The organism is Pseudomonas sp. IT-93MI4 (genome assembly GCF_949767635.1).
In the GTDB taxonomy this organism is placed as follows: domain Bacteria; phylum Pseudomonadota; class Gammaproteobacteria; order Pseudomonadales; family Pseudomonadaceae; genus Aquipseudomonas; species Aquipseudomonas putida_A.
In genome coordinates this window covers 25,055-50,240 of record NZ_CATKPP010000005.1, presented here as the reverse complement: position 1 = coordinate 50,240, position 25,186 = coordinate 25,055, and the positions used below count along the sequence as shown (strand labels likewise).

Sequence of the window (25,186 nt, the reverse complement as noted above, 5' to 3'; positions counted from 1 at the left end):
AGCGGGATCGTTCAGGGCGAACGATCCCGTGCGTGTTTCATCAGAACTCGGCTCGGGCCTGGCGGTTGTAATGACTGAGCAGACCGTCGTAACTCCGGTTGACTGCGTGGAAGTCGTCGCTCAGTTGCTGCGGTGGTGCGTGGTCCTGCCAGTCCTTGTGCAGTGTGTTCAACGCCGCCAGATAGCGGGTCGCTGGCTCGCCGATGTGGAACCACAGATCCCGCGCCGCGTCCGTCTTCGTCCTGAACGCGTTGTTTTGCGAGACGAGGAAGGGTGCCCGACGATCCCATGCCTGCTGCAGCTTTGCCGTGGTGTCGGCCAGCAATTGTGGCGTCAGTGTGCGGTTTCTCATGCCTTCATCGAGCAAGTCGATAGTTTCTCGGGCCTGGATCATGTATGCCAGTAAATACCAATGGATATCCTTGCCCAGACGCGCTTCCATCCGTTTCAGCTGTTCGGGGCGTTGCGCGGCGTCCAGTGGCAGCAAGGCTTCTCTCAGGGCCGTTGACGCCTTGATGTAACCGCTCGCAGCGGACTCGATGAATGCAGATTCGACAATGATGGCCGCCGGGTTTTGCGACCCGGTCGAAAAGCTGGCTTCCCTGTAAATCCGGCCGACCGGAATCACCGTCGCGAGTGTATTCAGCGAGCGGGCGTATTCAGTTGCCTTTCGCGCCAATTCGGGCTGGTAGGCCAGTAATTGAAGTTTTTCGGCGAGGCCTTGAGAGCAGACGTCGCGCTGTATGTCACGCACATTCAACGCATCGCTGTCGTCGAAATCCTTGAGGCCAAGCATCCATTGCTGGTTGTGAGGCTGAGGCGGCTGGGGATTCTTGTAACGGTCGTAAGCCACTCGCCATTGCACGTCGACCCGGTTGACGCAGCTGATGAGCGGGCTCAGGGCATTGGCCTGGGCGGTGATCGGCGCATCGCGTCCGTCCAGCCAGAGGTCGAGTTGTGAGAAGGGCCGACTGGCCCCCATCAATCCCATCACGACAACGGCGATCACCAGACCAATGGGGAACAACAAGTTCGCGTTTTTCACGGTCGCGCCTCCTTGCCGTACCACTGCTCAACGGTGGCCGGTGCGTTGCATTCGGTGGTGGTCGCCGGCATACGGCTGCACGAACGTTCAGTCCAGGGTTGCAACCCCTGATTACGGTTGACCGTGCCTTGGCTGGCGATCACGTTGATCACACCCAACACAACGACCAGAACCACTATCCCCAGGCTCGTCAGACAGATTTTCAGAATCGGGCTGCTCTGCTCCCAGGAGACCTGCGGTTTGACCTGGCGTCGCCGTACCAGCCCGAAAACTGCGAGGGTTGCGGTGTATACAACGCCAGCGATCGGACCGAAAAGCCAACTGAATCCGGCTGCCATCAGCGCACAGGGAATGAGGTCGCGCAGAACTCCGAACGGCGGTGAGTCGGAGCGCAAGCCCAGGCGAAGGCGTGCACTGAGCCGGTCATCCAGTAACCACCAGCGATGGGCCAGGTCATGCACCAGCCAATTGAGCCCGGCTGCGATCACGGCAAATACGACCGTCGTGATCATGACAATATTGATCAACCCGCTGACGCGCAGGCCCTGCGGGATGAAGTGGGTAAAAGAGCCGATCAGACAAGCCAGCACGACACCCACGTATGTCGGCCAATCGTTGAAACTCAATTCCCAGTCGCGCCAGAAGAACGCGGTGCCACCGGGCATCTCCGCCCAGACTTGTGGGTTATTGGCGTACAGCGCCGAGCTCAACTTACGGCACTGCGCCCAGTCTTCTTCGCGCAGGCGTCGGGCCAGAGCGCGACGTTGATTGAAGGGGCCGTTGCCCAGGAGCATGCGCGCGGCGCGGTGTTCAGGCGTGGCGAGCGGTGCCTCGGCAAGCTGGCGCTGCCGCGCGAGAAAAATCGGCGCTTCATGACGGGCGAGCAGGCGCGTCCATTCACTCTCGGGGCAACGATTGGTTGGGCCTGGGTGCCAGCCCTGGCCGGCGCATACCTGTTCGAAAAGGTTTGAGGACCAGTAACGGCTATCCAGCAGCAATTGACTGAGGAGCAGGTTGAACCATTGCCGGTGCACTTCTGCTTCGAGCCACAGGTACTGCGTGCAAGACTTGTACGCCTGCAGAAAATCTTCGTCGTCCTCTAGTTCAAGGGCGTCACGCAGGGGGCGAGCGATACGCTCGCGCTGCTGAGCGAGCAAAAGCGTGATCGATTCCTCGTCCAGTTCAAGGCGCTGCCAGGCACTGAACCAGTGAAATGTGGGAATCGCCCAGTCCACCAGAGATTCCGATGTATCGGGATGCTCGATGCAGTGCTGCAGGACAGTGTCTTCGAGGATATGCGCGCAACCCTGTTGAACGGCCATCGAATGACGCTGGACCAGTTCGTCGAGGCTGATGCCCGCCAGCGAACGCGTCACCTGCTGCAGCGCGTCGACTTCTACCACCGTCAGACCGGTAAGGTCCCAGTTGCCGTCGTCATCCTGCTGGTCGTCGTTGAACTGTGCCCATTCTTTGTAGTTGAGGGCCTGCTCATACGCGTCACGCAGGCGCTGAAAACCTTCGGCGTCGTCGTCCGGACGGGTATTTTTGAGGAGGGCAGCGTATTGGCGTTTGATACTGCGCGTATCGGCGTCGGGCGTCAGGCCCAGGACGGTCCAGCAACTCATTGCGTATACAACTCCATGAAAACCTGCGACGCGACCCAGTGATGGCAATTTGATTTTGCGCACCCTACCTGTTTCGCGTCGAAAAGTCCTCAGCCGTTGCTCATTTGCCAACGAACCAGCGGAAGTAAGGATTGCCGCTGTCGCTCTGCATTACTTCGCTCATGTCCCGCCCCCAGGCATCGCGGTCGCCGTTGTAGGCATGCAGGCTCGCGCGGTAGAACTGCAGCAGACGCTGGCGGTGGGTCTCCATTCGCTCAGTGAGCCCGGTATCGGCATTCACCAGTTGCGGCGGCACATACAGATCCAGCAGCGCCGGCAGCACCCGGGTGATTTCCTTGCTGCGCACCCACGGCGCGTATTCGATTCGGGGCTGATCGTCCGTCACCGCCGGCGCGTTTGCGGCAAAGCGTTCAAGGCCTGCGCGGTCGGTGACCCAGGTCGCGAGCAACGCTGGTGCCGAGCCAATCCCGACATCCTGCAAAGCGCTGCGTACGCTGGCTTGCTGGAAGCGCTCGGTGATTTTCGCCGCGTCCAGTTCCATCGGCTGCTGCGAACCGACCAGCAGCATCTCGTGGAACTCGCTGGTCCACAGCGAGGCATACGGGAACACGTCGAGGAAGCTGCGCACCAGTGAGCGAGAGTCATCAATGTTTTGGGTCGGCAACGGCAGCCATTGCGCGACGATGCCTTGTTGTTCAAGACGACTGGCTGCCAGTTGATAAAAGTCGCGGGAGTACAGATTGACCACGCCGGCCGCCGACGGCGGTGGCGGTTCGAGGGTGATCAGGTCATAGGTCTGCGGACTGCGCAATAGTTCCTGACGACCATCGCGCAGGCGTACTTCGACGCCGGGATCGTTGGCGGCGTTGAAGTTGCCCTTGAACAGAGGCGCGGCCTTGACCACCGATGGCAGCAGTTCGGCGACCACCCTGTGTTCCAGCCCCGGATAGCGCAGCAGGGCGCCGGCGGTGATCCCGGTGCCGAAGCCGATCACCAGCGTCGAGCGCGGCTCGCCGTTATGGATCAGCAGTGGCAGCAACGTCTGGATGCGCATGTAGCGCAGCGACGGCATGGCATCGCCGGTATTGGACACGCCTTGAATGTACAGGCGGTGGAAGCTGTTCTCACCACGGCCCTGAGCGACCACCGCCACGGTGCCGCCACGGCCTTCCTCGTAGAACGCCAGCGTGCCGTTACGCGCACCGGGCAGCAGACTGGCGAGTTTGTCCACTGGCGTCAGCACGGCGAGCACGACCGACAGCAGCCCCAGCGCGACCACGGCCTGACGCCGGCCTTTTTTGACGTGATGACCCTTGCGGACGGCCACGTAGCCGATGCCGGCCGCGATGATCGCCAGCAAGCCCAGCGTGCGCACCAGCCCCAGCAGCGGGATCAGCAGAAAACCGCAGAACATCACCCCGACAATCCCGCCCAGGGTGTTGAACGCAACCACGGCCCCGACATCGCGGCCGACCCGCTCACGACCGACACTCAAGCGCAGCGCCAGTGGAAACGCCGCGCCGAGCAACAGCGTCGGCACAAACACGATGCTCAGCGCCGCCACTGCGAAACGTGCGCTCATACCGGCCAGTTCGCTGGCGCCCAAGGCCAGCAGCCAGCTCTCGGCCTGACTCTGGGCCAACACCAGCCAGCGCCCGAGCAGGGCAATTTCCAGCAAGGCGATCAGCCCGGCACCGGCAATCAACAGACCGAACACGCCCCATGGATCGCGAATGCGCTCGACGCGGCGGCCGAGCAGGGCGCTGCCGATGAACAGCCCGGTCAGGTACGTCGCGAGCACCACGGCGAACGCGTAGGTGCGGGTGCTCATGAACTGCACGATCGACTGCGACCAGACCACTTCATACCCCAGCGCCACGCCGCCGGCGATGGCGTACAGCCACAGCGCCGTGCGGTCCGCGGCTTTCTCGGTGTGATGTTTGACCGCAGCCGCCACCGGCGTCGGCTGCTGACGTTGCAACCACAGCGCAGCGGCTGCGGCCAGCAGATTGAGCATTGCGGCAAACAGCGAACTGCCGCGCACGCCGAGGGTGGCGATCAGCACGAACGCGGCGAGCAGGGTGCCGACAATCGCGCCGAGGGTGTTGGCCGCATACAGCTGACCGCCGGCCCTGCCCGGATCCGCGGCCAGCGAGCGCACCAATACCGGGAGCGTGCCGCCCATCAACACCGCCGGAATCCCCACCAGCGTGAACGGCAAGCACCAGGCGAGAAGGCCGACATGACCTTGCAACCAGGCAAACGGGCTCGCCGCCAGGCTCATCGCAACCGTGGCGCCAACCCCGAGTATCGCCACCAGCACTTCCAGCCCGGCATAGAGCAACACCGGTTGCTGCAAGCGATCAGCCCAGCGCCCGAACAGCCAGCCGCCAATGGCCAGCCCGGCAAAAAACGCGCTGATGCCGGTGGTGATGGCATAGACCTCGACGCCGACCACCAGCGACAACTGTTTGATCCACAGCACCTGATACACCAGCGCGGCGGCGCCGGAGATGCACAGCAGCAGGGCGGGGATCAGCAGCGCCGGGGTGGCGGCTTGAGTGGTGGGTATGGCCGACGGCTTGCTGGCGATACGTGAGGACATGCGGATTGCCTTATTTCAATTCGGAAAATGCTGTGTCGGTGCCGGCCTCTTCGCGAGCAGGCTCGCTCCCACAGGGGATTTGTATTGGACGCAAGTCCAGTGTGGGAGCGAGCCTGCTCGCGAATGGGCCGACACGGTCCCAAGTTCGAAACAGGGCCGCCCGCCGCTGAGGGCGGGCGGCAGTTCAACGGTCTTACTGTGCAGCCGGTGCCGCTTTCATTTTCTCTTCAATCTTCGCGTCAACCGCAGCACGGATCTGGTCGATGCTGAAGCTCGCCGGTTTCTGGCTCGGCGGATACTCGATGAAGGTCTGCAGGAAGCGCGCTGCCTTGGTTGTCGCAACGGCGACCAGGTAAACGTTTTTGGTCGACCAGTCGTAGTATTGATCGGAAACCACGTCGGCCCGCTCGTACGGGTCCATTCTCAGGTTGAAGATCTTGGGCACGCGCAAGGGCGTGAACGGATTGCTCCACACCGCAAAACCACCCGGCGCTCGCTGCTCGGCGAAAACGGCCTTCCAGTTGCCAAAGCGCATTGAAACCAGCATGCCGTCGTCGTTGAAGTAGTAGAACTCCTTACGCTCACCGTTGGGTTGCTGGCCGGTCAGATAGGGCAACTGGTTGTAACCGTCCAGATGCACTTTGAAGTTGTTGCCTCCGGAGGTCGGCGCCCAGCCCTTGAGCAGCTTGTCTTTCACCTCGGTGTCACCGGCAGCAGCGAGCAAAGTCGGGAACCAGTCCAGGCCCGAGAACATCTCGTTGGACACTTCCCCCGGTTTGATCTTGCCCGGCCAGCGAATCATCGCCGGTACACGGTAGGCGCCTTCCCAGTTGGAGTTCTTCTCGTTACGGAACGGCGTGGTCGCCGCGTCCGGCCAGGAGAACTGGTTCGGGCCGTTGTCGGTGGTGTAGACCACGATCGTGTTGTCGGTGATTTTCAGGTCGTCGAGGGTCTTGAGCAGTTTGCCGACATCTCCGTCGTGTTCCAGCATGCCGTCGGCGTATTCGTTGCCGGGCATGCCGCTCTGGCCCTTCATCGAGTCACGCACGTGGGTGAACAGGTGCATGCGCGTGGTGTTCATCCAGACGAAGAACGGCTTGTCGGCCTTGGCCTGTTTCTCGATGAACGCTTGCGCGGCAGCGGTGGTTTCGTCGTCGATGGTTTCCATGCGCTTGGTGGTCAGCGCGCCGGTGTCCTCGATCTTGCCGTCGGCGAAACTGTGGATTACGCCCCGTGGCGAGTTGGCTTTGACAAAGTCCGGGTCATCCTTGGGCCAGTAGGGGCGTTCGGGTTCTTCTTCGGCGTTAAGGTGATAAAGGTTGCCGAAGAATTCGTCGAAACCATGGTTGGTCGGCAGGTATTCATCTTTGTCCCCAAGGTGATTCTTACCGAACTGGCCGGTGGCGTATCCCTGAGACTTGAGCGCCTGAGCGATGGTGATATCGCGCTTTTGCAGGCCGACAGTCGCTCCCGGCGCACCGACTTTCGACAGGCCGGTACGCAGCGGCGTCTGGCCGGTGATGAACGAGGATCGTCCGGCGGTGCAGCTGTTCTCCGCGTAATAGTCGGTGAACATCATGCCTTCTTTGGCAATCCGGTCGATGTTCGGGGTCTTGTAGCCCACCACGCCCATGGAGTAGGCGCTGATGTTGGTCTGGCCGATATCGTCGCCGAAGATCACCAGAATGTTGGGTTTCTCAGCCGCTGTGGCAGTTGCCGACAGCGCCATCACCGAGGTTGCCACCAGGGCGAGTTTCGGTAGCCACTTGCGTATGCGAGTCATCTGACTTGCTCCTTATCGCGGGGGTCGTTGTTGCGACTTACGTTTCTTGCAGTCCAGCATCACGCTTTTTCTTATTGCACCTGCCCGGTTGCCGGTGGATCGAACGGGTAGATCCGGCGCCATTCGGTCGCCATGTCCACCACGGTCCAGCCACGGGAATTTGCTTCGTCGAGGGCTTTATCGAGTCGCCCGATATCGGATTTTCGGTCATAGGCCCACTCGCGTCTGGCGTCGGTGTGGTGCACCAGCCCCATGAAGCGTTTGCCGGGGCCGGCGGTGGTCCACTGCAGCATCTGCAGGTCGCCGTCGGAGTTGCCGAACGCGAGGATCGGCCGTTTGCCGATCACTGCATCAATGCTCTCCGGTTTGCCCGGGCCGTCGTCGTTGTGTGCCAGTTTCCGGGTGCGCAGGATCGAGGCCTGGCCGTCCTTGAACTGGAACGCGGTGACGAACGTGGTGCCGATCACCTGTTCCGGCGGGATGCCGTAAACCTTCTCGGCAAAGGCGCGCATGAAGCCGGTGTCGCCGCCGGAAACGATGTAGGTCTTGAAGTCCTGGCTGCGCAGGTAGTCGAGCATTTCCAGCATCGGCTGGAAGATCATCTCGGTGTAGGGCTTGCCGGTTTTCGGATGTCGAGCCTGGCTCAGCCAGGTCTTGGCGTTGTCGTCGAAGGCCTCGGTGGTCATGCCGGTGTGAGTGGCGCCGAAGATCTTGATAATCCCGTCCATGCCGGCGGCGGCCAGTGCCTGATGATCATTTTCCAGCACGGCTTTGAATGGCTGGGTGGTTTGCCATTCCGGGTGCTGCGGCGCATTGCGCTTGACTTCGTCGAGGGCGAACAGCAACTCGAAATACATCGGCTGCTCGCTCCACAGGGTGCCGTCGTTATCGAACACGGCAATGCGATCGACGGGTTTGACGAAATCTTTGCCGGACTGATCGGTGACCGCTTGCACAAACTCGATGATGTGTTTTTTGGCCGGGCCGTCGTTCCATGACGGCAGTGGCTCGCTGGCCTGGGCCAGCAGTGGCAATGCCAGCGCAAACACCAGCGCAAGGCTGAAACGTTGACGCTGCTGCGGTGGATGGGTCATGGGAAATCCCTTTCATGAACGGGGTTGAGCGGGCGCAGGGCCGACGCCGGTTTGTGCGCCTGTTGTTCGGCCTGACTGTGAAGCGTAGTCAACGATTCATGCAGTTGAGCGAGTGTTTGTGCAGTCTGTGGATCACGTCCATAAAGCCCGCGCAACAGGCCTTGCAGGCGCGGGCCGGCATTCACCAGTTGCAGCCCGAGGCGACTGCGGCGCAACCACAGATACAAGGCGCTCAATTGCGCCGGTTGTGCCTGCAGCTGCGGGTTGATCTGCTGCCAGGCGAAGTCCGCCGATTGCTCCCAGGCCAGTTGCCGCGCGTGCTTGCGCGCCTGCCATTGGTGCCGGGCGCGCATCAGCGCCGGACGCAGCCAATAACCGACGCCAATACACACGGCGAGTAGCGCCAGCCACAGCAACCAGCGCGTGGAAAAATGCGGGTTGTTGCGGCCGAGCTGCTGGAGATCGTCGGTGATCGAAAACACCGGTTTGTAGGCGCTGTTGGCTGCGGCTTCGAAGGTCACTGCCGGCACTTGCGCAATGCGGCTCTGCTGCGTTTTGACGTCCCACCATTTCACCGCGATGGCCGGCAGGGTGTAGGCGCCAGCCTTGTCGATGCGGTAGATGACGGCGTCGATCCGCTGACCGCCGAGCACGTTGCCGCGGCCGTCATCCAGGCGGGTGACTTGTGGGGCCTGCAGGTAACGACTCAGGCCGGCCACGTCAGCCAATGGCGGAACTGGAAGCGCCATCGCCAGTGCGCCATCGGCTTGCAGGAGCAGTTGCCGGGTGATGCTGTCACCGGTTTTCAACGGGGTTGCCGAGTTGGTCAGGCTTTGGCTCAGGCGCACATCGCTGGCCACCAGCGGCGTTTCTCCGGGTTTGAACCCGGGTGGCTGGGTGGTGCTGAAGTGCAACGGTTGGCTGTGTGCGCTGATCGCTGTGCTGGCCTGACCCGGTGTCGCACTCACCGTCAACGGCGGAATATCGAAGCGGCGGGCGACATTCGGGGTGATCAGGTAGCTGTAGCGCAAGCCGCTGAAGGATTGCCCGTCGATGGTCTGATTCAGGTGTTGGGCCTGGCCGTCCGGCGGCGTGACCAGGGCGCCGTCGAGTTTCAGTTCGGGCAGGGTGGCGGCGCTGGTGAACCAGGTGTCGGTGAGCACATCGACTTGCAGCTCGAGCAGTCCGCCGACCATGGCGCCTTCGGCGGGTTGCAGGTGGGCCTGGATTCTCAATTGGGGTTCGGCGGCAGAGGCCTGGATTGTGAACAGGCAACTGGTGAGCAGGGTCAGCAGGGTTGCGGTGATCAGGCGGGCGCCATCGCGAGCAGGCTCACTCCTACAGAAGATTTTCGGCGCACACAATTCCCCTGTAGGAGTGAGCCTGCTCGCGATAGCCGCAACTCGATTCATGGCCTGGCCCCCGACTGATCCTGCAAACTGAATTTCCGCCTGAGAAACTTCGCCGGCGAGGTGTTCAGGTTTTGCAGCCACAACGCATCGGACGTCGCCTGTTCGGTCTCGACCTTTTTGCTCTGGCCCTTGCCCGGCGCCTTGTCGAATTTCACTTCGTCCGGTTTGGTCTCGGGAGCGTTTTTCTCGGCGCTGTCGGTGTCCTTGAGCAACGCCTGCGCCAGCGCCAGATTGGCCGTGGCTTCGGGGAACTGCGGTTGCCGCTGCAAGGCCTGGGTGTAGGCGGCAATCGCCTGATCGAACTTGAAGCGCCGCACGTAAATGTTGCCCAGGTAAAACCACGCTTGCGCCGTGTCCAGCCGGGCAAAGGTCGCCAGTGCGAGGTCGTAGTCCGCCGCGTGATAGGCCGCCACGCCTTTCCAGTACGGATCGACAAACAGCGCCGCTGCTTGCGGCCAATGCTCATGCTCGACAGCCCAGCGCCCTTGCTGATCGCGGGTGAAGAACGCGTCGGTCAGTGCACTGGCCTGGGCGGGTGCGGCAGGCCAGCCCAGGCCCGCAGCCAATAGCAGCGCCGGTACCCAGTTGACGTTCCAGCCCTTGCGCACACCGAGCAGCGCCAACAATAGAAGAGGCCAGCACAGCCAGTAACCGGCATCCTTCCAGTGCAATTGCTGCTGTTCGGCGCTGGCACTCTGGAAGTGTTGTTGGGCGTGCAACTCGATCCAGTCCAGATCATCGTCGTCGAGGGTGAGGCTGCCCAGCGGCGCGTCGAGGGCGGCGGCCAATTGCTTGAGTGCCGCCGGATCGAAATGGCCGAGCAGCGGGCGCCCGTTGCTGTCGACTGCCGGTTGGCCGTTGGCGTCCTGAATCATGCCGCCGTCCTCATTGCCGACCGCAAGTACCAGCACCTGCAATTGGCTGTCATCGAGTTGTTTGTCGAGACCATCGAGCTGTGCAACGTCAGCGCCGTCGGTGATCAACAGCAGGCTGCCCGGGGTTTGCTCGGCGCTGAGCAGGCGTCTGGCCTGCTCGATGACGGCGCTAACGTCCTTGCCCGGTTTGTCGATGAGGCCTGTGCCCAGCGCCTGAATGAAGATGTCGAGCAACGCCGGATCGTCGGTCGGCGGCAACACCAGATGCGCGCTGCCGGCATAGGCGATCAGCGCGGTGCGGGCGCCGGCGCGACGCTGAATCAGGTCGTGCAGTTTGTGTTTGGCCGCTTGCAGGCGCGTCGGTGGTACGTCGCGGGCGTCCATCGATGGTGACAGGTCCACCGCAACGATCAGTGGAGCGCGATTCTGCAGAAAGTCCGGGCGATCCTGCTCCCAGGTCGGCCCGGCCGCGGCGAGCGCCCCGAGTGCCAACACCGCGCACAGCCAATGCACCGGGCGCAGGCGCTGCTGATCCGTTGGCGTGACCAGCAGGTGCGGCAGTAAGTGTTCGGCGATGTTGCTGCGCAGCCGGCGCTGCAAGTCGCGGCTGCGGCGCCAGAGCAGCGGCAGCAGCGCGGCGAACAGCGCGAGCAGCAGCCACAGCGGACGCAAAAAGTGCAAGTCGCTGAGATTGATCTCCATCTCAGGCCTCCTGCCGCTGGCGGGCCAGCGCCAGGCGCGGGCGCAGCAGGGCGCAGAGGTGATACAGCGCCAACAACCCCAGCGCCGCGCCCAGCGGCCAATGGAACAACTCGCGTTGCGGCTGATGGCTGAGGGTTTTCACCTGATGCGGGGTGAGGCGGTCGAGGGTGTTGTAGACCTGATCCAGCGCCGTACGATCTTCGGCGCGGAAGAACTGCCCACCAGTGGTCTGGGCGATCTGTTGCAGCCCGCGCAGATTGACCTGCGCCTCGCCGGAAGCCTTGGGGTCGCCGATGCCGATGGTGTGAATGACCACGCCCTTGTTGGCGGCCATTTCCGCGGCGTGGTCGGGGGGGATCGCGCTGCTGGTGTCGTTGCCGTCAGTGAGCAGGATCAGCACCTTTTGCTGTTCGTGCGCCTGGTCGAGCAGCTTCAGGCTCAAACCGATGGCATCGCCGATGGCGGTGTTCGGCCCGGCCATGCCAATGCCAGTGTCGGCCAGCAACAGCGCAAGGCTGGCGTGATCGAGAGTCAGCGGCGCCTGCGGATAGGCACCGCTGCCGAACACGATCAGACCGATGCGGTCATCCTTGCGCTTGTCGATGAAGCCTTGCACCACCTGTTTGACGGCGGCGAGGCGATTGATTTTCTGGCCATCGGCATTGCTGAAATCTTCAGTCTCCATCGATTGCGAGAGGTCGATGGCGAGCATCAGGTCGCGTACCGGTTGCTGGCGTTCGATGGGCTTTTCGACGAACACCGGGCGCGCGGCGGCGAGCAGGATCAACGTCCACACCAGAAGATTGAGCAGCAGTTGCCAGGGGTTCTGACGATTGCCGACCCGGCTCGGCGCTTCCCCGACGGCGCGGCTCATGGCGCCGAAAAACGGCACGCGCACGGCGCTGCGCGCCTCCTGATACGCCGGTAGATAACGCAAGGTCAGCCACGGCAGCGGCAGCAGGAGCAACAACCACGGGTAATCAAGCTGCCACATGGTGTTGCTCCACCCAGTGTTGGCAGGTGTCGAACAGCGCCTGGCGCTGTTCGGCGGGGAGGGCGCGCAAGGTGGCGTCGGGGGCGTAAGCGAGTAGGGCCAGTTGATCGCTGAAGTCGTCGGGTAGTTTCTTTTTACTGTGCCGCTGCAGAAAGGCCTGCCAATCCGATCTTCCCAACGCCGCAGGATCCTGTGGGAGCTGGCTTGCCAGCGATGGCGTCCTGTCATTCAGCTCGGATGTTGCAGGAGATGGCCTCATCGCTGGCAAGCCAGCTCCCACAGTTATTGTGTTCCACCAGCGAGCGCTGGGTAGGGGCATCGAAAGGGCCACGCGTTTGAGCAGTTCGGGCAACTCGCGCAGGGCATTGAGGTCATCACTGCGCTCACGCAACTGCGCCAGCCGCACCAGCGCTTCGCGCCGATACTGATCCCGTCGCCACTGCACATAACGCCGCACGCCAACAATCAACGCCAGCACAACCAACAACGCCAGCAACAGCCACCAGCCCCAGGTCTGAGGCGCATAACTCACCGGCACCGGCAGGCTCAGCTCCTTGAGCTGGCTGATGTCGGGGATATTCGGGTTCATCGCCGTGGGCCGGCAGACTTGCCAAGCTCGGCGCGCAATTGCGCGTGGGCCTCTTCGGCGGTGCTGAACATCATCAGCGGCACCTGACTGCGGCGCAGCAGGGTGGCGACGTCCTTAAGGCGGCCACCGAGATAATCACCCAACGGCTGATGCACGCTGCGTTTCTCGACAGCCAGTTCCACCTGCAATTGGCCTTGGGTGACCAGCAGCCGGCCATCGCTCGGCAGCTTCAAGGCCAGTGGATCGTAGACTTGCAGGGCAATCACGTCGTTGTGCGCGCGCAGTTGCCGCATCAATTGCAAGGTGCGTTCACCCGCCCCGGCGAAGTCGCTGACGATGCAGATCAAATGGTCGTGACCGGCCAACGCCAGGCAACGCTGCAAGGCCTTGTCCAACTGATCCTCGTCTTCGGCGTCGGGATTGGCCGCGTTCAGCGCCTGATTCTGTTGCGCCACGCGGCTGAGCAGGGCTTCGACCCGTTTGCGACTGCGCAACGGCGCGATGCAGTCGATGCGCTGATCGTTGAACACCAGACCGCCGACCCGGTCACCGGCGTTGAACACCATCCACGCCGCCAGCGCCGCGAGTTCCGCGGCGAGGGCGGATTTGAAACTGCGTCGGGAGCCGAAGAACATCGACATGCGCTGATCGACCACGATCAAGGCCGGGCGATCGCGTTCTTCAGTAAAAGTGCGAACCACCGGTTTGCCGGTACGCAGCGAGGCGCGCCAGTCGAGGTGGCGTAAATCATCACCGGGCTGATAGCGGCGCAACTCATCGAAGTTCAAACCACGGCCACGCAGGCGCGAGGCATGATTGCCGGCAAGGATGCTACCCTGGGGCTGGCGCGCCAGAAAACTCAGGTCACGGGCCTTGAACTCCAGCGCCATCAATTGCGCCAGAGACACGTAGACCAGACCGTCCGTGTTCACGCCGGAATCGCCACTTTATCCAGCAAACGGTCGAGCACCTGATCAGCAGTCACGCCATCGGCGACCGCGTCGTAGCTCAATTGCAGGCGATGGCGCAGCACCGGATGCACCACGGCGCGCACGTTATCCGGCGAAACAAAATCCTGGCCCTGCAACCACGCGTCGGCCCGCGCACAACGATCCAGGCCGATGCCGCCACGGGGACTGGCACCGATGCTGATCCAGCGTCCGAGGTCTTCGTCGTAATCGGCCGGGTGGCGAGTGGCGTTGATCAGGTCGATCAGATAGCGGTCGATGGCCGGTGATACGTGCACCGCGCTGACCTCCTTGCGCGCAGCGAAAATCACTTCCTGTGACAGGCTGAAGCCCTTGCCCGGTGCGGTGTTCGCACCCTGGGCAAACTCCTCGGCGCGCAACAGGCGCAGCACCTGGCTTTCATTGTCGGCGCTGGGGTAATCCAGCAGCACCTTCATCAGGAACCGGTCCATCTGCGCTTCCGGCAACGGATAAGTGCCTTCCTGCTCGATCGGGTTTTGCGTGGCGACCACAATGAACAGCTCCGGCAGCACATGGCTGGTGCCGGCCACGGTAATCTGCCGTTCTTCCATGGCTTCCAGCAGCGCCGCCTGGACCTTGGCCGGGGCGCGGTTGATCTCGTCGGCGAGGATCAGATTGCCGAACAGCGGGCCTGGCTGGAAGCGGATCTCGTTTTGCCCGGCGACCTGATGCAGCACTTCGGCGCCGGTGATGTCCGAGGGCAGCAAGTCGGGGGTGAACTGGATGCGGCTCATCTTCGCGTCCAGATGCGTGGCCAGCGCCTTGACCGTGCGCGTCTTGGCCAGCCCCGGCAGGCTTTCCAGCAGCAAGTGCCCGTTGGCCAGCAGGCCGAGGAGGATCTGCCGAATGACCTGATCCTGGCCGAGTACGGCTTCGGCGATGCTCGCTTGCAGGGCATTGAGGTCGGTGAGTGTGGTCATGGGACAGTCCTTTGTGGCCGGTCTAGAAAAACGCCAGGGTCATGTTGACGGCAATTCCGTTGCCTTCAGGGCGGTTCTTGGTGTCGAACTCCGGCACCCAACGCGCACTGATGTTGGCCTGAGCGTCAGCGAATTTTCCGGCCCAGGCGACCACCGGCCCGGCGCCGACGGAGCGTCCACGGAAGCCATTCAGGCTGTCGGCGGTCTGCCCCTTGTCGTCGGTGATTTGCTGGATATAACCCGCCGCCAGACCGGCGCTCCAGCCACTGCCGAAGCCATGAGTCCACAAGGCGTCGAGGGTGAAAATATTGCCGTTGCGGTAATCGGTGGTAGTGTTTTCGGTGTAGAACTCCAGGCCACTGGACAGGGTGAACTCGCCACCCTTGCCGTCCAGATGGGTGAAGGCCACGGTGGGCATGAACGTGTAATTGTTCTGCCCCGGGTTGGCCAGGCGATTGTCGTTGTAGGCGCCGGTCGGCACATAGATCGGCAGGGACAACGCGATGTGGTTCAACTCATCGAAGTGGTAGCCGGCGGCAATCGGCGTGACCAGCGCGTCGGCGAACTGAGTCCCGGAATCGCTGGTGCCGAGGGTGCGTCCGCGCGGGCCGGTGATGGCCGCGTCAATGTCGGTGTACTGCACTGGAGCGCCGATTGCCGAGGCGAAGTTCCATGGGCCTTTGCCGGTGTCCCAGATGTGCGTCAGGTTGGTCATGGTGTAGGAGACTTTCATGTCGATCCCGGCACTGACCTCACCGGAAATCGGCGCGCCACGACTGCCCTTGAGCGATCCGTCGTACCAGATGCTGGTCACCGAGACGACCCAGCCCGGCTCGGGCGGGATGATCCCGGCGTTGGAATATACTTGTTGCCCGGTGATCGGCCGGCCCACGCCGCCCTCGGCTGCATAGAGTTGAGTACTGCCGATCATGCACAGCGCCAGCAGCGGACGCACAACGTAAGGCTTGACCATCACTGGCTCCGATTATTGTTTTGAGTTGACCGGGGTGAGCAATGGCATTTTCCATTCGCCGCTGGCCACTTCCGGTTTCGGCAGGTACAGGCGCAACACGCCGTAGAACGGCCCGTTCGGTGCCGGCAGCCAGTTGGCCTGCTTGTCCTTGCCGGGATTGTTGTGCTGCACGTAGAGGGTCAGTCCGCCGTCGGCATCGAGCTTCAAGTCGGGCAGCATCCGCGAATTGATCAGGTAGCGATTGAGCGGGTTGGCCACCAGTAATTTGCTCTTGCCGTCGTACATGGTCAGCGACCAGAAGGCGTCGGCCGGGGGCAGGGCGCCCTTGTCGAAATGCAGGGTGTAGTCGTGTTTCGCTGCGTCGGCCGGCTGGCCGTCCTTGTCGACGAAATAGCCTATGTAGTTCGCCTCTTCGGCAGAGTTGCCGAAGATGCCCATGTTGGCGCCGGCGTAGCGATACAGGTAATTGCCCTTGAGGTGATCGCGGGTGCCAAACAGGTCACCACTGCTGATTTCGTGCGTGTCGACCTTGTCTTTCTTGAACGCGGCGAATTCGGCCTTGGCGTCACTGATGCCGTCTTCGAGGGCCTTGCGTTGCTCGGTGCTGAGCGTTTTCAGGTCGAATGGCTGACCGGCGCCGATGCCGATTTTGGCGAAGCGTGCGAGCAGGTCTTTTTCGACATCCTGCGGCGGGGTGAAGGCGAGCATGAAGTTCAGGTAGCGGAACAGCTCCGGGGTTTCGCTCATGGTCGGCGTCGGTTTCGGCCAACTGACTTTCGGCGCCGGCGCCGGGGCCTTCTGTTTTACGTAGTGGCTCAGCGGCTCGACCTTGTAGCCTTTCTGGATCTGCTTGACCTTGCCCAGATCTTTTTCGTCGAACAGCTGCGTGCGGTACAGCGCGTAGGCGATGTTGCTTTCGCTGCGCACCAGCCGCTCGATGTTGATCGGTTGCTGACCCTGCCAGTCAGGCCCGGCGATCATGAAGTGGCCACCGTTATTACCGGTGCTGCGGGTGCCCAGGTAAGCGAAGTTCTGCGTGTAGGCGTCGATCAGTTGCACCGAGTAGTAACGGTGTTCTTCGATCGGCGGCAAGGTCAGGATCAACGGCTCGCTACGCAGATCCATCCAGACGAACGAGTAGGGCGTGTCGGCGTTCGGCGTGACGAACGCGGTGTCCTTGGCGGTGAAGGCCTTGGCGGTGTTGCCGATCTGGTTGAACGGTGCCTTGAAGTTTGGGCTCTTGCTGTCCACGGCCTGGGTGTACAGAGTCTTGTACATTTCCACTATCGGGAAGCCATAGAGGTAGGCGTCCCTGGCGATGCCTCGGGCTTCTTCGGGGCTGGCGCTGAAACCCTGAGCACCGACGCCGCAGCTGGCGAACAGGGTCATCAGACTGAAACCGGCCGCGCGCAAAGCAATGTGCATGGGTATTTCCTTATTTTCCGAATGTCACGTTGATCCCGGCGAACAGGGTGAACTGCGGCACGCCATCGCCTTTGCGTTCGACGGTCCACTGCGGTTCGAGGAAGGCGTTGAGAATGTTGCTGCCGGACTTCCAGACCTTGCCCGCACCCAGCCCGATCGGGATGTAGTGGGTGTTGTTCTTCAGGTCGAAGGTCCAGGTGCCGGTGGAGCGCAGATACCAGCCTTTTTCCAGGTTATGGATGATGAACGGCTGCATGGTTGCGGTTTCGACGTGGGCACGGTCGTGGTCGCCGGCGAACGAGCTCTGGTACTGCACCAGCGCACCGAGCAAGCCGCGCGGCGACGAATCGATCGCTACCGCAGCGAGGCCGGCCTGCCATTTACCGGTGCCCAATTCATCCTCGGCAGCGGTCGGCGCGGTGATCTGCGGGCCGATGCCCAACTGCACGCCGTCGGTCTTGAGCAGGAAAATGTCGAACAGATTGAGATCGCCGATGCCGGTGCTGTAGCCGCCGTGCGGATCGGGGCGGGTGCTGATCGGCATGGTTGCGCGCAACAACTGCGGCACGCCGATGACATCGTTGGGCGCAATCGGCAACGTGCCGCGCAGCAAAGCATCGTTGGTGTGCAGGTTGCTGTCGAACAGCTTCGGTGTGTAGTAATCCTGCAGGTTGGCGCCGGGCGCCAGGTTCAGCGGGTTGTTGCTTTTGTTGGCCTCTTCGGCGTTATTCGCCAGAGCACAAAACACAGGCGCCAGCGAACTCGCCAGCAGCAAGGCGTGAATCCCCAGTTTTTTCGACATGATCCCCGTTTCCCTGGTGGCTACTGCATGGACGTCCCGGCGCTTCTCGGCCGTTGGACGTATTCCCTTTCTTATCAAGCCTGTAGGACACGTCTGAATGACGCTAGCAGCTAATGGGGAGTTAGCCAGTCGAAGGGATTAATTCTTTGGTTTTGTCTACAGAGTCACATTAAAGGTGGGCGTCAAGATTTTTCGCCCCTGTAGGAGCTGCCGCAGGCTGCGATCTTTTGATTTTGCTCTTTAAGGTCAACGTCAAAAGATCGCAGCCTGCGGCAGCTCCTACAGGGGCAGGGTTTATCCGTTTTTCTTTGCTTGTTCGCGGATCCGCTCTTCCTGCGCTCGGGCTTCGGGGGTGAATTCGGCGCCGAAATCTTCGGCAGAGAAGATCTGGCGGATTTCGATATCAGAGTCGCCCGGCATGGGGTTTGGGCAGCGCTTGACCCATTCGATGGCTTCTTCTTTCGATTTCACTTCCCAGATCCAGTAGCCGGCCACCAGCTCCTTGGTCTCGATGAACGGGCCGTCGATGACGGTGCGTTTGTCGCCGGAGAAATGCACGCGGGCGCCTTTGCTGCTCGGGTGCAGGCCATCGGCGTCGATGAGGATGCCGGCCTTGACCAGTTCTTCGTTGAAGTTGCCCATGGCGGTGATCAGCTCTTCACTGGGCATGATGCCGGCTTCGGAGTCGGCGCTGGCTTTGACAAGGATCATGAATCGCATGGTGGTTTCTCCAGGGAATGGGGGGATTCATGGTTTAGTCGAATGGGCCGCGCATGAATCGACAGGTGTCTGAATAAAAGACGCAAAGCTGCGCTTTAACAAACGCAATCCGACACGCTGCACTGCCAAGGTAGGAGCTGCCGCAGGCTGCGATCTTTTGATCTTGTCGTTAAAAACCAATATCAAAAGATTGCAGCCTTCGGCAGCTCCCCGTGCATATTTCAATTCAGGATGTTTAAACGTTGTTTCGATTTTGCGGAACGTTCCCACCAGGTTTTCAGGTTGTCCGTCGGACGTCGGGTCTCTAGCCTGTGCTCGTCGCTGCCAATTCAGCGACCGGGACTGGAAACCCCGATGGGTATTAGTGGCGCGTACACGCCTTTCATAACGTATCCTTGCGCACTTCGAATGTGTGCACTCCGTTATGGCGGCTGTGCGCGGGGGACCTTCGGGTCGTCCGGGTCGCCGCTGCCCGGGTTTCCAACCTGCGTACAGCTGCCACCTCTTCGTCCGGAAACCGAAGGGGGCAGCTCCGACTATTCAGTGGAGTTACACCTATCATCCGACCACGAATAACTGCACAACCGTGACAATTGCAGGAGCAAAGGTTTCGGGAAAGTCAATTGTGCAGAACCCGGCGAAATTCAATGAGATGCGAGGTCTTTCTTTCATCGAAAGACAGGCAGCGCGTACGCAAAGTAGTCCGAAGGACGGTATTTTCATGCCTGCGGATTTACAAGCCATGCTCGAAGCGAATACCGAGGCCCCCCATGATAAGAAAAATGTTTACAAATAGACGTCTTGGCCTATGGCTGGTGGCAGTTTTATCCGTCAATGCGATTTTTTTGGCTTTTCTGATTTTTGGCGATATTGCGAAGGGACACAATATGAAAATGCTCAAAACTAAAGAACCGTTGCTGATTGAAGGGCCAAATGGCGACGAGAATTACTATGTCCTGCCTTTGGGTACTACCCTTTATCACGATAAAAGCTTTCCTGAAGGGCATGACGGTTATGTGGTGTATCTCAATCATAAAGGTGCAATTGCACACGAAGAAGTACCCATGAAGCCTGAGTATGGCGGTTCATTTATAGATCCGCTGTGGCTGACCAATGTTGATGAGGAAACCTTGAAAGAAATTTTCAAACGGTTTCCGCTCTCCAAAACCGATATTGCCGCTGCTATCAAGGCCAATGAAATAACCAAGGATGATCTTGCCGACATCATCCGATCCATGCCCGACTGACCAATTCTTTTAGCTGTCAGTGAAACGAAGCTGTGATCTTTTGATCTTGATGAAAAGATCGCAGCCTGCGGCAGCTCCTACAGGAGAGGTGGGTTGTATACAATTTTTTGCGCAGGCCCCTGACAATTTTCAGTCAGGGCATAGGTCGTCGGACAATTTCGTGGTTAACTTCGGCCTCTTGCATGCTCAATAACCACGTTAAGAAGGACTAAAGTCATGGCTCAAGTCACCCTCAAGGGCAACCCGGTTCAAGTCAACGGCCAGTTGCCACAAGCCGGTTCCAAGGCGCCAGCCTTTTCCCTGGTTGCCGGCAATCTGTCCGACGTCACCCTGAAAGACTTCGCCGGCAAGCGCAAAGTGCTGAACATCTTCCCAAGCGTTGATACCCCGACCTGCGCCACCTCGGTGCGCAAGTTCAACGCTCAGGCCAACGAACTGGCCAACACCGTGGTGCTGTGCATCTCGGCTGACCTGCCATTCGCCCAAGCCCGTTTCTGTGGCGCCGAAGGCCTGGAAAACGTGCAGAACCTGTCGACCCTGCGCGGTGCCGAATTCATCGAAAACTACGGCGTAGCCATCGCTGAAGGCCCGCTCAAAGGCCTGACCGCCCGCGCCGTGGTGGTGCTGGACGAGAACGACAACGTGCTGCACAGCGAGCTGGTCAAGGAAATCGCTGAAGAGCCGAACTACGACGCAGCACTCGCCGTTCTGAAATAAGCGCTTTTACAATTGTTAACGGCCTGGCCCTGTCCAGGCCGTTTTCATTTGTGTATCAGTGTTTTGCCTCACACCTTGAAACGTAAGTTGAAGGTAAATTGCCGGTAAAGCTGCTTTGCTTAAATCCGATCAGTGCTTATCGTTCAGCCTCCCGTAAAAGAAGCCCACGCGCCCAATGGTTAATCAATCCATGCAATTGTCCCCTCGCAACTCCCGTCGCTGGCTGATCAGCCTGCTCGTCCTGTTGGTCATCGCCGTCCTGTGCTGGAAATTCTGGCCCGCCGGTTCGGCCCACAAGGAGGGCGCTGACAAGGCGGCGAGCGGCCATGCCGGACGTTCGGGGATGATGCGGCCGGGCTTCGGTGGCGCGGCCGGGCCGATTCCGGTGCGTGTGGCGCCGGCGGTCACGGGCGACTTCCCGCTGTATTACAAGGCACTGGGCACGGTGACTGCGCTCAACACCATCAACGTGCGCAGCCGGGTCGGCGGTGAACTGGTGAAGATCAATTTCGAGGAAGGGCAGATGGTCAAGGCCGGCGACCTGCTGGCAGAGATCGATCCGCGTCCGTACCAGAACGCCTTGCTCCAGGCTGAAGGCACCTTGCTGCAGAATCAGGCGCAGTTGAAAAACGCACAGGTCGACGTCGAGCGTTATCGCGGCCTGTACAAGGAAGACAGCATCGCCAAGCAGACCCTGGACACCGCCGAAGCGCTGGTCGGCCAGTACCTGGGCACGGTCAAGACCAATCAGGCGGCGGTCAACGACGCCAAGCTCAATCTCGAATTCACCAAGATCCGTGCACCGATTGCCGGTCGCGTCGGTCTGCGTCAGGTCGACGTCGGCAACCTCGTCGCCGCCAACGACACCACGTTCCTTGCGGTGATCACTCAGACCCAACCGATCAGCGTGGTCTTCACCCTGCCGGAAAACAGTCTCGAAACCGTATTGGCGCGCTACCACAGCGGCGCCAAACTGCCGGCCGAGGCATGGGATCGCGGCGATACCAAAATCCAGGCCAGCGGCGTGCTGCAAAGCCTCGACAACCAGATTGACGTCGCCACCGGCACCCTGAAATTCAAGGCCCGTTACGATAACCGCGACCAGTCGCTGTTCCCCAATCAGTTCGTCAACGTCCATCTGCTGGCCGATACCTTGAAAGGCGTGGTACTGGCACCGTCGGCGGCGATTCAATTCGGCACCAACGGCACGTTCGTTTACGCGTTGGACGGCGACAAGAAAGTCACCATCCGCCAACTGAAGATCGGCGCCAGTGACGGCACCAACACTGTGGTCACCGAAGGCCTCGCCGCGGGCGATCGCGTGGTGCTGGAAGGCACCGACCGCCTGAAGGAAGGCAGCGAAGTGGAAGTGGTCAACGACAGCAATGACGTGCCGACCACCCCGACCGGGCACCTGCAGGGCAAACCCGCCGCCAGTGCACCGGACGCCGCCGCGGCTGACAAGGCCAAGAAGGGCGCATGAACATTTCGCGGCTGTTCATCCTCCGTCCGGTAGCCACCACCCTGAGCATGCTGGCCATTGTTCTGGCCGGCCTGATTGCTTATCGCCTGCTGCCGGTCTCGGCATTGCCGCAGGTCGATTATCCGACCATTCGCGTCATGACCCTGTACCCCGGCGCCAGTCCGGACGTGATGACCAGTGCCGTCACCGCGCCGCTCGAACGCCAGTTCGGGCAGATGCCGGGCCTGACGCAAATGGCCTCGACCAGTTCCGGCGGCGCTTCGGTGCTGACCCTGCGCTTCAGCCTCGACATCAACATGGACGTCGCCGAACAGCAGGTGCAGGCCGCGATCAACGCCGCGACCAACCTGCTGCCGACCGACTTGCCGGCGCCGCCGGTGTACAACAAGGTCAACCCGGCGGATACCCCGGTGCTGACCCTGGCGATCACCTCGAAAACCATGCTCCTGCCCAAGCTCAATGATCTGGTCGATACGCGCATGGCGCAGAAGATCGCCCAGATCAGCGGCGTCGGCATGGTCAGCATTGCCGGCGGCCAGCGGCAGGCGGTGCGGATCAAGGTCAACCCGGAAGCCCTCGCGGCGAACAGCCTGAACCTGGAAGACGTGCGCACGCTGATTGGCGCGTCCAACGTCAACCAGCCGAAAGGTAACTTCGACGGCCCGACCCGGGTCTCGATGCTCGATGCCAACGACCAGCTGACGTCGCCCAAGGACTACGCCAACCTGATCCTCGCCTACAAGAACGGCGCGCCGTTGCGTCTGAAGGATGTGGCGGAAATCGTCGACGGCGCGGAGAACGAACGTCTCGCCGCGTGGGCCAACCAGAATCAGGCAGTGCTGCTCAATATCCAGCGTCAGCCGGGCGCCAACGTGATCGAGGTGGTCGACCGGATCAAGGCGTTGCTGCCGAGCATCACCGACAACCTGCCGGCCGGGCTCGATGTCACCGTACTCACCGACCGCACCCAGACCATCCGCGCCTCGGTGACTGACGTGCAGCACGAACTGCTGATCGCCATTGCGCTGGTGGTGATGGTGACGTTCCTGTTTTTGCGGCGTGCCAGCGCGACGATCATCCCGTCGGTGGCGGTGCCGCTGTCGCTGATTGGTACGTTTGGTGTGATGTATCTCGCCGGGTTCTCGGTCAACAACCTGACCTTGATGGCCCTGACCATCGCCACCGGTTTTGTGGTCGACGATGCGATCGTGATGCTGGAAAACATCGCGCGCTTCATCGAGGAGGGTGACAGCCCGATGCAGGCGGCGCTCAAAGGCGCGAAGCAGATCGGCTTCACCCTGATCTCCCTGACCCTGTCGCTGATCGCGGTACTGATTCCACTGCTGTTCATGGCTGACGTGGTCGGACGGCTGTTCCGCGAGTTCGCCATCACTCTGGCGGTAGCGATCCTGATTTCCCTGGTGGTCTCGCTAACTCTGACGCCGATGATGTGCGCGCGCTTGCTCAAACGTGAGCCGGAAGCCCACGAGCAGGGCCGCTTCTACCGGGCCAGCGGCGGCTTCATCGACTGGATGATCGCCGCCTACGGGCGCAAGTTGCAGTGGGTGCTCAAACACCAGCCGCTGACCCTGTTGGTGGCTATCGGTACGCTGGCGCTGACCGTGTTCCTTTATATGGTGGTGCCCAAGGGCTTTTTCCCGGTGCAGGACACCGGGGTGATCCAGGGCATTTCCGAGGCGCCGCAGTCGATTTCCTTCGCCGCCATGGGCGAGCGCCAGCAGGCGCTGGCCAAGGTGATTCTCGAAGATCCGGCGGTGGAGAGCCTGTCGTCCTACATCGGTGTCGACGGCGACAACGCCACGCTCAACAGCGGTCGCTTGCTGATCAACCTCAAACCCCACGGCCAGCGTGACCTGAGCGCCACCGAGGTGATCGCGCGCCTGCAACCGCAACTGGACAAACTGGTCGGTATCCGCCTGTTCATGCAGCCGGTGCAGGATCTGACCATCGAGGATCGGGTCAGCCGCACCCAGTACCAGTTCAGCATGTCCTCACCGGATGCCGAGCTGCTCAGCCAGTGGAGCGGGCGTCTGGTCGAGGCTTTGGCCCAGCGTCCGGAGCTGACCGACGTCGCCAGCGACTTGCAGGACAAGGGCTTGCAGGTCTATCTGGTGATCGACCGCGATGCGGCTTCGCGCCTCGGTGTTTCGGTGCAGAACATCACCGATGCGCTGTATGACGCCTTCGGCCAGCGGCAAATCTCGACCATTTATACCCAGGCCAGCCAGTACCGCGTGGTGCTGCAGGCGCAGGCCGGGGAGAAGATCGGCCCGGCGGCGCTGGATCAGATTCACGTCAAGACCACTGACGGTGCGCAGGTGCGTCTGTCGAGCCTGGCCCATGTCGAGGAGCGTCAGGCGCAACTGGCGATCACCCACATCGGCCAGTTCCCGGCGGTGATGATGTCGTTCAACCTGGCTCCCGGTGTGGCGCTGGGACATGCGGTGGATATCATCGATCAGGTGCAGAAGGACATCGGCATGCCGATTGGCGTGCAGACCCAGTTTCAGGGCGCGGCCGAAGCGTTCCAGGCCTCGCTGTCGAGCACCTTGCTGCTGATTCTGGCGGCGGTGGTGACCATGTACATCGTGCTCGGCGTGCTTTACGAAAGTTACATCCACCCGATCACCATTCTCTCGACCCTGCCGTCGGCGGCGGTCGGCGCCTTGCTCGCGTTGCTGCTCAGCGGCAATGACCTGGGGATGATCGCGATCATCGGCATCATCCTGCTGATCGGTATCGTCAAGAAGAACGCGATCATGATGATCGACTTCGCCCTCGACGCCGAACGCACCCAGGGCATGGCGCCGGAGCAGGCGATCTATCAGGCGGCGCTGCTGCGCTTCCGGCCGATTCTGATGACCACTCTGGCAGCATTGTTCGGCGCGGTGCCGTTGATGCTCGCCACTGGTTCCGGGGCTGAGTTGCGTCAACCACTGGGTCTGGTGATGGTCGGCGGCTTGCTGGTGAGCCAGGTGTTGACCCTGTTCACCACACCGGTGATCTACCTGTATTTCGACCGCCTCGGTCGGCGCTTTGGCAAGACCAATGCCGAAGAGGTATCGGTATGACTATCCGTACACATACCCCTTGTAGGAGTGAGCCTGCTCGCGATAGCGGTGTGTCTGTCCCTATCGATATTGAATGTGCCGACCTCATCGCGAG

At 61.3% G+C, this 25,186-nt stretch carries 19 protein-coding genes; 4 read left to right on the top strand and 15 right to left on the bottom strand.

The genetic code is table 11. The annotated features are described in order from the left end of the window. Positions 1-40 precede the first annotated feature (40 nt). The 15 genes from ACM6I7_RS04355 to ACM6I7_RS04285 all read right to left on the bottom strand — a co-directional run bounded on the left by ACM6I7_RS04355 (position 41) and on the right by ACM6I7_RS04285 (position 18,553). Positions 41-1,045: a DUF3829 domain-containing protein gene (locus tag ACM6I7_RS04355; protein ID WP_256578487.1), complete on the bottom strand. Its 1,005-nt coding sequence runs from the start codon at positions 1,043-1,045 to the stop codon at positions 41-43. Further along, complete coding sequence (locus ACM6I7_RS04350; protein WP_414888028.1) at positions 1,042-2,670, bottom strand: J domain-containing protein; 1,629 nt, start codon at positions 2,668-2,670, stop codon at positions 1,042-1,044. Before ACM6I7_RS04350 ends, ACM6I7_RS04355 begins: the two co-directional genes overlap by 4 nt. A gap of 100 nt (positions 2,671-2,770) precedes the next feature. After that, positions 2,771-5,275 (bottom strand): fused MFS/spermidine synthase, encoded by a 2,505-nt coding sequence (locus tag ACM6I7_RS04345; protein WP_414888027.1) that lies wholly within the window; start codon positions 5,273-5,275, stop codon positions 2,771-2,773. A gap of 193 nt (positions 5,276-5,468) precedes the next feature. Beyond that, positions 5,469-7,058, bottom strand: a complete 1,590-nt coding sequence (locus tag ACM6I7_RS04340; RefSeq protein WP_183785252.1) for an arylsulfatase — start codon at positions 7,056-7,058, stop codon at positions 5,469-5,471. Between the two features lie 71 nt (positions 7,059-7,129). Next, positions 7,130-8,152: an HAD family hydrolase gene (locus tag ACM6I7_RS04335; protein ID WP_414888026.1), complete on the bottom strand. Its 1,023-nt coding sequence runs from the start codon at positions 8,150-8,152 to the stop codon at positions 7,130-7,132. After that, the gene (locus ACM6I7_RS04330) at positions 8,149-9,564 is read right to left on the bottom strand and encodes a hypothetical protein (RefSeq protein WP_414888025.1); all 1,416 of its coding nucleotides are present in this window, start codon (positions 9,562-9,564) and stop codon (positions 8,149-8,151) included. The genes ACM6I7_RS04335 and ACM6I7_RS04330 overlap by 4 nt, the downstream gene beginning before the upstream one ends. Continuing rightward, entirely contained in the window at positions 9,561-11,141 is a 1,581-nt protein-coding gene (locus tag ACM6I7_RS04325) for a VWA domain-containing protein (protein ID WP_414888024.1), read from the bottom strand. The genes ACM6I7_RS04330 and ACM6I7_RS04325 overlap by 4 nt, the downstream gene beginning before the upstream one ends. A gap of 1 nt (position 11,142) precedes the next feature. Continuing rightward, positions 11,143-12,135, bottom strand: coding sequence for a vWA domain-containing protein (locus ACM6I7_RS04320; RefSeq protein WP_414888023.1), 993 nt, complete (start codon positions 12,133-12,135; stop codon positions 11,143-11,145). Continuing rightward, complete coding sequence (locus tag ACM6I7_RS04315) at positions 12,122-12,724, bottom strand: DUF4381 domain-containing protein (protein WP_414888022.1); 603 nt, start codon at positions 12,722-12,724, stop codon at positions 12,122-12,124. The genes ACM6I7_RS04320 and ACM6I7_RS04315 overlap by 14 nt, the downstream gene beginning before the upstream one ends. Further along, positions 12,721-13,656 carry a DUF58 domain-containing protein gene (locus ACM6I7_RS04310; protein ID WP_414888021.1) on the bottom strand — a complete coding sequence of 312 codons (936 nt, stop codon included), beginning with the start codon at positions 13,654-13,656 and terminating at the stop codon, positions 12,721-12,723. The genes ACM6I7_RS04315 and ACM6I7_RS04310 overlap by 4 nt, the downstream gene beginning before the upstream one ends. After that, positions 13,653-14,633 carry an AAA family ATPase gene (locus ACM6I7_RS04305; protein ID WP_027613737.1) on the bottom strand — a complete coding sequence of 327 codons (981 nt, stop codon included), beginning with the start codon at positions 14,631-14,633 and terminating at the stop codon, positions 13,653-13,655. The genes ACM6I7_RS04310 and ACM6I7_RS04305 overlap by 4 nt, the downstream gene beginning before the upstream one ends. 22 nt (positions 14,634-14,655) lie before the next feature. Next, positions 14,656-15,606: a transporter gene (locus ACM6I7_RS04300; RefSeq protein ID WP_414888020.1), complete on the bottom strand. Its 951-nt coding sequence runs from the start codon at positions 15,604-15,606 to the stop codon at positions 14,656-14,658. A 12-nt stretch (positions 15,607-15,618) separates the two neighbouring features. Continuing rightward, positions 15,619-17,031 carry a DUF1254 domain-containing protein gene (locus ACM6I7_RS04295; RefSeq protein ID WP_414888019.1) on the bottom strand — a complete coding sequence of 471 codons (1,413 nt, stop codon included), beginning with the start codon at positions 17,029-17,031 and terminating at the stop codon, positions 15,619-15,621. 10 nt (positions 17,032-17,041) lie between these two features. Further along, positions 17,042-17,833, bottom strand: coding sequence for a hypothetical protein (locus tag ACM6I7_RS04290; RefSeq protein WP_027613734.1), 792 nt, complete (start codon positions 17,831-17,833; stop codon positions 17,042-17,044). Between the two features lie 294 nt (positions 17,834-18,127). Then, positions 18,128-18,553, bottom strand: a complete 426-nt coding sequence (locus tag ACM6I7_RS04285) for a YciI family protein (protein WP_027613733.1) — start codon at positions 18,551-18,553, stop codon at positions 18,128-18,130. Between the two features lie 770 nt (positions 18,554-19,323). Here ACM6I7_RS04285 and ACM6I7_RS04280 point away from each other — a divergent pair. The 4 genes from ACM6I7_RS04280 (at position 19,324) to ACM6I7_RS04265 (ending at position 25,092) form a co-directional block, all read left to right on the top strand. Continuing rightward, positions 19,324-19,800 carry a hypothetical protein gene (locus ACM6I7_RS04280; protein WP_414888018.1) on the top strand — a complete coding sequence of 159 codons (477 nt, stop codon included), beginning with the start codon at positions 19,324-19,326 and terminating at the stop codon, positions 19,798-19,800. 216 nt (positions 19,801-20,016) lie between these two features. Then, the gene (tpx, locus tag ACM6I7_RS04275; protein ID WP_027613732.1) at positions 20,017-20,517 is read left to right on the top strand and encodes a thiol peroxidase; all 501 of its coding nucleotides are present in this window, start codon (positions 20,017-20,019) and stop codon (positions 20,515-20,517) included. Positions 20,518-20,692: 175 nt separating this feature from the next. Continuing rightward, positions 20,693-22,000, top strand: a complete 1,308-nt coding sequence (locus tag ACM6I7_RS04270) for an MdtA/MuxA family multidrug efflux RND transporter periplasmic adaptor subunit (RefSeq protein ID WP_414888017.1) — start codon at positions 20,693-20,695, stop codon at positions 21,998-22,000. After that, positions 21,997-25,092, top strand: a complete 3,096-nt coding sequence (locus ACM6I7_RS04265) for an MdtB/MuxB family multidrug efflux RND transporter permease subunit (RefSeq protein ID WP_150368082.1) — start codon at positions 21,997-21,999, stop codon at positions 25,090-25,092. The genes ACM6I7_RS04270 and ACM6I7_RS04265 overlap by 4 nt, the downstream gene beginning before the upstream one ends. Positions 25,093-25,186: the final 94 nt, after the last annotated feature.